This is a genomic window from Vibrio sp. 10N.222.52.C12, from assembly GCF_041474215.1.
Classification (GTDB): Bacteria; Pseudomonadota; Gammaproteobacteria; order Enterobacterales; family Vibrionaceae; genus Vibrio; species Vibrio crassostreae_C.
Genome location: NZ_JBFRTR010000077.1, coordinates 78,825 through 86,584, shown reverse-complemented (window position 1 = coordinate 86,584; position 7,760 = coordinate 78,825). Strand labels below are relative to the sequence as shown.

General features: G+C 42.9%; 8 protein-coding genes. 3 read left to right on the top strand and 5 right to left on the bottom strand.

Going from position 1 to position 7,760, the window contains the following annotated elements:
• Positions 1-29: 29 nt before the first annotated feature.
• On the bottom strand, positions 30-320 hold the full coding sequence (locus AB4623_RS14880) for a type II toxin-antitoxin system RelE/ParE family toxin (protein WP_005377002.1): 291 nt from the start codon (positions 318-320) through the stop codon (positions 30-32).
• Entirely contained in the window at positions 310-558 is a 249-nt protein-coding gene (locus AB4623_RS14875; RefSeq protein ID WP_004730320.1) for a type II toxin-antitoxin system Phd/YefM family antitoxin, read from the bottom strand. Before AB4623_RS14875 ends, AB4623_RS14880 begins: the two co-directional genes overlap by 11 nt.
• A gap of 204 nt (positions 559-762) precedes the next feature.
• On the opposite strand from AB4623_RS14875, the gene AB4623_RS14870 reads away from it, so the two are divergent.
• A complete protein-coding gene (locus AB4623_RS14870) occupies positions 763-1,263 on the top strand; it encodes a hypothetical protein (RefSeq protein ID WP_104216111.1) in 501 nt (166 codons plus the stop codon).
• Between the two features lie 61 nt (positions 1,264-1,324).
• On the opposite strand, the gene AB4623_RS14865 is transcribed toward AB4623_RS14870, so the two are convergent.
• Both AB4623_RS14865 and AB4623_RS14860 read right to left on the bottom strand, forming a co-directional pair.
• On the bottom strand, positions 1,325-1,723 hold the full coding sequence (locus tag AB4623_RS14865) for a hypothetical protein (protein WP_372146749.1): 399 nt from the start codon (positions 1,721-1,723) through the stop codon (positions 1,325-1,327).
• Between the two features lie 96 nt (positions 1,724-1,819).
• A complete protein-coding gene (locus AB4623_RS14860; protein WP_229648143.1) occupies positions 1,820-3,391 on the bottom strand; it encodes an EAL domain-containing protein in 1,572 nt (523 codons plus the stop codon).
• A 354-nt stretch (positions 3,392-3,745) separates the two neighbouring features.
• Here AB4623_RS14860 and AB4623_RS14855 point away from each other — a divergent pair, with 354 nt between their 5' ends.
• Together AB4623_RS14855 and AB4623_RS14850 are read left to right on the top strand one after the other, a co-directional pair.
• Positions 3,746-4,156 carry a lysozyme inhibitor LprI family protein gene (locus tag AB4623_RS14855; RefSeq protein ID WP_017067713.1) on the top strand — a complete coding sequence of 137 codons (411 nt, stop codon included), beginning with the start codon at positions 3,746-3,748 and terminating at the stop codon, positions 4,154-4,156.
• A 196-nt stretch (positions 4,157-4,352) separates the two neighbouring features.
• Positions 4,353-5,144, top strand: coding sequence for a carbon-nitrogen hydrolase family protein (locus tag AB4623_RS14850; RefSeq protein WP_372146747.1), 792 nt, complete (start codon positions 4,353-4,355; stop codon positions 5,142-5,144).
• 94 nt (positions 5,145-5,238) lie between these two features.
• Here the strand turns inward: AB4623_RS14850 and AB4623_RS14845 are convergent, their stop codons facing one another.
• The gene (locus AB4623_RS14845) at positions 5,239-7,698 is read right to left on the bottom strand and encodes a CHASE3 domain-containing protein (protein WP_372146745.1); all 2,460 of its coding nucleotides are present in this window, start codon (positions 7,696-7,698) and stop codon (positions 5,239-5,241) included.
• Positions 7,699-7,760 lie beyond the last annotated feature (62 nt).

The following is a 7,760-nucleotide window of genomic DNA, read 5'->3' as shown; positions in this document are numbered from 1 at the left end:
GGAATCCATGTCATTCGTTGATACCGCAATCAATCATCTAACCTTTTCATAGCTTTACGGTAAACATCGCTACGTTCGCGTTTTCCGACTGCTAAGACGGTTACAATGATGACATCGTCTTCAACTTTGTAGACGAGACGGTAGCCCGATTGGCGCAGCTTAATCTTATACATGTTGTCAGCTCCAGAGAGTTTTGAAGCCGGAACATGCGGGTTATCTAAACGCTCGATTAGCTTTTTCTTAAATTGTTGTTGAAGCGTTGAGCCAAGCTTTTTCCACTCTTTGAGTGCACTCTTTTTAAAGTCGAGTTTATAGGTCATCAATATTTACCGAAATACTCTCTTCAGATTCACGCTCTTTCGCAATAGTTAGTAGTTCAAGATCTTCGAGTCTGTCCATCATCATTTCGTACGCTTCGGCTGGTACGCAATAAAATGCTGGCTCATTTCGGTTCAGTACAGCAACAGGTTCACCGTAAGCACTAGTTGCAACTTTCATAGGGTTAGCTTTCAACTCAGTAATGCTTGCAGCAACATCGGCTAAAATTCTAGTGGTCATTTAATAGGTCTCTTAAGTGGTCTTTATTTTGGTCATTTTAGCCTCAATCAAGCGGTATAACAAGTTGCTTAAGAGTGATTCGCAACACGTGGCATTTTTACTATGCGTTGGTTTATGTGTTTAAGGTATTATGCGGACGCTAAGGTATTGGGTTGCTTATACCTTTACGCGGCGTTTGCCTAATCCAATAGTAAGTGAGTCTATATGACAGATAACATTTGGGAAGACAGAGAAACACCAAATCTTGAGCACATTCTCGAATTGTTCAACAACACTGAGTTGGGTGCATATCTAACAGGTCATTTATTGCTTGAGTCAGTATTAGTTCAATTAATAGAGTTGAAGCTTGATGATAGTGAGAAGATAAACCCATTTAACATGAGTTTTCCTAATAAGGTTAAGTTAGCGCTTAATCGCGGTTTAATTTGGCAATCAATGGCTGATTTTTTGATCGAAATGAATCGTATCAGAAACAGGTTAGCACATCGTTTAGGTGAGCCCATTACTTTTGATTTAGTCTTTGGTTTAGCCAAGGTTGCTCACTTGGGCGGCGTTGATTTTTCTGATGACACCATACATTCTGATTATCAGTTGTCTCAACAGTGGTATGGTATTCAAGGAATCATCCAAGAAATATTCCAAAATGCCGCACAAGACCTTTCATTTATAATAGAAGAGCATGGTGGGGAATTTCAGTTTGCTTAGGCTAACAAACGTTTAAGAATCAACCCAACCAAAGAGGGCGCCAATAACGGCGCCCTTTGTATTAGTTGGCAACGCTGTAAGTGTCGTAATTGCGAAGTAAGAAGATTGCGATACAGGCTGCGAGCATTGGCCAAGAGGCGAAGAACAGTAGGTTGTTGAACGGGTCCATGTATTTTCCAAAAGAGGAAAAGGTTGAGCCTGCATGAAGGACTAAAATGGCTCCGTAGGTGTACTTTTTCCACATGCCTACAACGAATGCGCCTAAAAATCCGAGCTGCGCGACACCCAGAGCCATCATCGCATTGTTCGAGACGTCGATGCCGTAAAAGCCAGACAGTACTTTTGTCGCGTGCTCAGGGACAAGGATCTTATCTAAGCCCCAGAACAAGAAGACGATAAAAATGCCGATTCTCAGCAGTAGTAGGCTAGTCGCCAGTTTGGTTTGAAGTGTCTTTTCCATGATATCCCTTGTGATGCATTCAATGATGCGATGGTTTAAATGTTCATCAAAGGAGACCCATAGCCTTCGCATTTTCTTTCGTTGTTTTTTAGTGCCTTATGTAACAAGGAATGTCTGGTTGGTTTGTTCCTCAACGTTATCTGACTCAAAATGCTGTTGCTTGAGTAAGCTGACAGTCAGGTTTATCGGCATCGGCTTATAAAAATAGAAGCCTTGGATATAGTCGACACCGAGCTTAGATAAGATTTTCACTTGGGATTCATACTCGACACCTTCGACGATGACTTGCATGCCTAAGGAGCGTGATAGTTGAAGCATGGACTCTAGCAAAGGGAGACCAAAGCTGGATTCGTCGGATATGTTTTTCACAAACACGCGATCGATTTTGAGAATGCTGAACGGGAACTGTCTTACGAAATCTAACCCTGCGTAGCCTGTACCAAAATCATCAATCGCGACTCTGACGCCCCTGTTCGATAGCTTGGTTAGGTTGTCTCTAATTTTGACCATGTCGGCATCAGAACATTCACCATATTCGGTTACTTCAAAAACCACCTGCTTGAGGATCTCAGGGTGTCTTTTAAAGATGCTGATCACTTTGTTAGAGAAGTTACTGTTAGACACTACGTTGCGGCTGATGTTGACGCTGATGTACTTTGAGTCGAACACATCTTGATTGCTTTTCAACGTCATTAATACTTTGCGCAGCACGAAGTAGGTGAGCTCCTCAATTAAGCCTAAGCTTTCAGCAAGCGGAATGAAAATAGCCGGGGAGACGTTACCTTCAATTGGGTCGTTCCATCGTAATAGTGACTCACAGCCGACGATCTCATTGGTGTTTTGGTTAACGATAGGCTGCATGTGAACATGAAGGTGTTGGTTTTTTAGCGCACTTGAAAGCGAATATTCTAAGCTGCGTTGGCTCTGCTTTTTATGCTTGATGGAAAGGAGAATAATGGTGGTGATTCCGGCCATCAAAAAGCCAAACCATAAATAACTCAACATGAAGTGAAGATAAAACTGATACCCAATGTATGAGGTGATGGTCAATGGGTAGGTGTTTGATTGTATCCGCACCTTGGCGATTGATGAGTCAATATCGGTAGGGTGGATATCTCTTTTGATCACTTCAACTTTGGCCTGTATTCCATGGCTGCTCAGGTTTGTTTCAACAAGGTCATAGATGAAGTGTGGCGGAATCATCAGGCTCACTCCGGCATCTTCTTTGTTCGAGAAAATGAGCATGATGGACTGAACTTGCGTGATGGCCGAGTTGGAATACGACAGGGTTGTTAAATTCGGGTCGTCATTGAGTCGCTGCCTGATGGTGCTGTATAGGCGAAATGAAACGTCACCATCGGTGGTTGAACAGTAAAATCGGTTCTGTTTATTGAATACCGCTGCTTCTTTTACCCAATCGGCTTCAAAAACGTTTTGTCGAAGCTGTCTAACGATCGCGTCGCATGACTGTTCAGGTCTAACTTCAGATAAAAAACGGTCGAACCTTGATTGGATCCCTTCTAACCTGGTTTCGACTAACCTTGATGTGTCTTCGGTTAATGTTTGGTAGTGATACGGTGTAAAAGGAATGAGCATTGCCATGGAAAAAAAGAAAGAGATGGCAAAGTAAAATGAAGTCTTGGCAATGTTTTGGTACTTGATATCCATAGTTGGAGAAGCGTTACCGATTTATGTGAGCATTCGATTTAATTTATAAAGTTAGCGTTTAGGTAGCAATATAAATAATTAATAGTGTGAGTGCAGGCACGAATTATTGATATAAATAATATGTTTTCTAGTTTTACCAGCAAAATCTGAGCGTTATCTCATTTATTTGAGTTGGCGAGGCGTCATTTTTGATGATTTATGCGGATAACAAATGCTTATATCCTGATAAATTTTATTGTTATTTGCTCTGGCTGAATGAGCTGAATGAGCTGAATGAGCTGAATATTGAGCCACGTTTAAATAAATAAAGTCACGACACGATTCGTTTTGGTGGTGGCAGCATAAAGGATGATTATGACAAAACTGATATCGGCACTCATAGCGGTGTGCTTCTCATTCTCTGCGTTGGCCTACGAAGGTGTTGTTGATTGCGAGAATGCGATGAATACCATCGAGATCAATCACTGTGCGGCAATTGAGTTGGAATCTGCACAAGCGGAACTGGATAAATACCTTGCAGCCAGCTTTGAGCACAATGCTTATGATGCTGAGCTGGTGGCGTCAATTAAGAAGGCTCAGGAGAGCTGGCAGGCGTACATGACAGCACATTGTGATTCTGTGTACACCCAATGGCGTGAAGGTTCTATTCGAGGGGTTATGGCGCTTTCCTGCAAGATGACGTTAACCAAGCAGCGCACGCATGAGGTGTGGGTGAATTTCTTAACCTATATGGACAGCACGCCTCCCGTTTTACCAGAGCCTTAATTAGCGCCGTAGGCAGATTTGAAATGCGTACAGGACTGTGCGCCTGCTTCAACCTTTGGCGTGCGAATAAGAAAGCGATAGGGGATTGCCTTACTCTGTCGTTCTTAGTTCTTAGTTCTTAGTTCTTAGTCTCTAGTTTGAAGTATTAAAGCTTGAAGCGTTACAGTTTGAAGTATTACCTAGCAAGGATTCGATTTTGAATAATGTCAGCATCACTCTTATTCAGCTTGAGGTTGAATACAAAAACAAACAAAAGAACATTGAGTCGGTTTCTGATCTTTTGGAAGCGGAATCGACAGTCGGGGATATCACTCTGTTGCCTGAATTGTTCACTACTGGGTATATTTTTAACGATGCTGAAGAAATTCATGAACTGGCTGAAGACTTCAACGACAGTACTACTATTGATTCATTAACTCAGATGGCAGCGAAGTATCACACCTTGATTGTTGCTGGTATTGCCGAGAAAGATAGCGGCCAATATTACAATAGCGTCGTGGTGGTTGATGGTTCAGGTTTACTTCATAAATACAGAAAAGTCAGTCAAACCAAATTCGACAAACAGTATTTTTCACGTGGGTGTGAGCTCCTTACATTTGAGCACAAGGGCTTAAAGTTTGGTGTCGCAATTTGCTTTGATATTTGGTTCTCGGAGATCATGAGGGCGTATCAGTCGGTCGACGTTATTCTACATCCCGCGAATTTTGGTGGTCATCATAGCTTTGCTATTGCTCAAGCGAGAGCTTTAGAAGAGGGGTGTCATGTCGTGACGTGTAATCGCGTTGGGCAGGATGTGGTTGATGCGTTTGCCGCGACTTATTGTGGTAGCAGTAGAACCTATTCACCAAAGGGTGACTTAATGCTTCAGCTCAACGACAAGCAATCTGTAGAAACTGTGAGTATTCAAGATCTCTCGATTGCGCCGCAATATAATGGTATTGATGTCGAAGATGAGATCCAGCAAATAACCGCCCTGTTAAACCGTTAAACCGTTAAATCGCTAGAACAGAGACTAGCGCGGTATAAGATCGAAAAACGCAAGGTGATTAAGCCTTGCGTTTTAGCTTGGGAACGAAGCGTTCTTAAGCTTGATCGTTCATTTGATTCAGATGCTCGACTGAATGGGCGTTTTTCATCCGCTGAGCTTGATGGATATTGACCATAAGGCGATTGAGCAGTTTTTGCAGTCGTTCAATATCCGGCAATTGTTGATTTTTGGCTTCGACTTCTAGCTCCAATGCCTGCTTAGAAAGCATGTTAAGACCTAAGTTTAGCGACATGCCTTTAATGGAGTGCAGGGTGCGACAAAGTGGCTCTAATTCTTTCGCTAAATAGTATTCAATGACGCGATCAACTGACTGTTCGAACTCAATAATGGTCGAGTCTATGAGTAAGCTGAACCCTTCCGTGTCATCTTTAAGTATTTGTATCACTTCTGAATGGCTGATCTCTTCTTCCGTTAACCTTAACGTTTCAATAGGCTTACGATGAAGCTCGACAATGTTTTCATTCTCACTCGAACCTTCGGCTGCTGTTTGTTTCGGTAATCGACTTGAGAACTGTTGTAGGGCGTCGAAGAAACTCTCTTGCTGCAGAGGCTTGGTCAGAATATGGTCGACACCCGCCTGAATAAAGTTGTCATGCGCCTCACGGAATACATCGGCCGTGTAAGCGAATATCAAGGTATCGAGTTTCAGTTTTTCACGAATGTAATTTGTTGTCTCGACCCCGTTCATTTCAGGCATATGATTGTCCATCAAGATAAGGTCATATTGAGTTGTTTTGAGGCGTTCAATCGCCAATTTCCCGTTTTCCGCATGCTCAACATGATGGCCGAGTTTTTCACAAAAGCCTTGTGCAACAATGGCATTAATACGGTTATCTTCCACCAACAGGATACTTAACGAGTCAAAGCTGAGAGTTTCTGCATCGACTGTATGGGTCGCGATGTCTTTCGCTTTGCTTTCTTGCCATGTGATAGGCAGAGAGACTTGGAATTTTGTACCAAGCCCGACAGCACTGGTTAATGTGATTTCTCCATTCATGAGGTTGACTAGGTTCTTGACGATTGCGAGGCCAAGCCCTGTTCCGCCAAACTTCCTTGTTGTCGAAGTGTCGGCTTGTTCGAATGAATTGAATACCTGCTCGTGCTTATCTTTCGGGATACCAACCCCGGTGTCTGTCACGGTGAGGATCAACTGGTTGTTGGGGCGATTGAGGTCAGCTTGTATGGACACATGACCTTCTTTGGTGAATTTTGTCGCATTACCGCCCAAGTTGAACATGATTTGGCGCAGCCTTGCACAGTCTCCGAAGAGTTGGATGTTTTTCGGTATGTTATTTTCGATTAACAGGCGAATGCCTTTTTCATCGGCTAAGGGTTTTAGTGCGCTGCATACAGGCTGCATGACTTGAACAAAGTTAAAGGGAGCCACATCTAACTCAAGCTTGTTTTCTTCGACTTTTGAGAAGTCCAGAATGTCGTTGAGTATCGTCATCAAGTGGTGACCAGATTCGAGAATGATGTTGATGTTCTCTTTTGTTTCGGGTTCTTGGGTTTGGCTTGCAATGATCTGAGATATTCCAAGAACACCGTTCATTGGTGTTCTGATTTCGTGGCTCATGGTAGACAGAAAATCGCCCTTAGCTTTTACTGCGGCTTCAGCTTTGGTTCGTTCAGCGATTAGCTCCTGATTTTTCGCTCGCATTTCATTGTCGTTTTTTACCAGGTTTGTTGCCATTGTTTGAAAGCTATGGCTGAGGTGAGCTACTTCGTCTTGAGCGTTAATGTTTGAGGAAAGTTTGAGGGTCGATGCCCCTTCTTTTAAATGGCCAGCAGCAACTTGGTTTGCGGCTGCGAGCAGTATGTCTATTCTTCGTTTAATACGGTTTGATGACCACGCCGCCACAAGCAATGAGATAAATGCTGAAAACAGGGTACCGACAACCAGTACGTAAGTGGTTTGGTTGGCCGAGTTAACGGACTTATCGACTCTGACTCTGATAAGTTGCTGTTCAATATCGATAAATTGAGCGATCTCTTTACGGATCTTATCGATCAGTTGTTTTCCGGTCTGTTGTTGAGTGAGGTAGACGACACTTTGCATTTTCGCTTCGCCTTTATTGACGAGGTTGCGTTGCATGATCTCTTTCTCGCCCGACTCCTTTAGCCATGTCTTATGAGTATCATCGATTCTTTTGAGGCGTTCAACTTGAGGGGGGTTGTCACTCACTTGAGTTGATAGGCTTTGCATTTTTTGACGCCAAACATCCAGTGCCAGATGATAGGGCTCTAAAAATACGGGATCGCCCGTGATTAGGTAGCCACGTTGTCCGGTTTCCATATCCACAATTAGGTTGAGCAGCTCTTGAGCTCGGGCTATGGCTTTGTGAGTGTGAACAACCCAATGGTTATCTTTCACAATAGATTGGGTGTTTTCATACACAGAGAAAGAGACGATGACCATCAAAGTGATAGGAATTAAAAAGCTGACTAATAGCTTTTTTTGTAGGGATATATTGTCAAACCAACCCGCGATCATACAACTACGCTCTCCATGCCGTTGTTATTTAATATTAGTGTAGATGAATTAGTCGTTAATTG

Excerpts from the sequence above, each read along its gene's own strand:
- AB4623_RS14865 (WP_372146749.1), bottom strand. The coding sequence starts at position 1,723 with ATGGAAAAGACACTTCAAACCAAACTGGCGACTAGCCTACTACTGCTG.
- AB4623_RS14870 (WP_104216111.1), top strand. The coding sequence starts at position 763 with ATGACAGATAACATTTGGGAAGACAGAGAAACACCAAATCTTGAGCAC.
- AB4623_RS14880 (WP_005377002.1), bottom strand. The coding sequence starts at position 320 with ATGACCTATAAACTCGACTTTAAAAAGAGTGCACTCAAAGAGTGGAAA.
- AB4623_RS14875 (WP_004730320.1), bottom strand. The coding sequence starts at position 558 with ATGACCACTAGAATTTTAGCCGATGTTGCTGCAAGCATTACTGAGTTG.
- AB4623_RS14860 (WP_229648143.1), bottom strand. The coding sequence starts at position 3,391 with ATGGATATCAAGTACCAAAACATTGCCAAGACTTCATTTTACTTTGCC.
- AB4623_RS14845 (WP_372146745.1), bottom strand. The coding sequence starts at position 7,698 with ATGATCGCGGGTTGGTTTGACAATATATCCCTACAAAAAAAGCTATTA.
- AB4623_RS14855 (WP_017067713.1), top strand. The coding sequence starts at position 3,746 with ATGACAAAACTGATATCGGCACTCATAGCGGTGTGCTTCTCATTCTCT.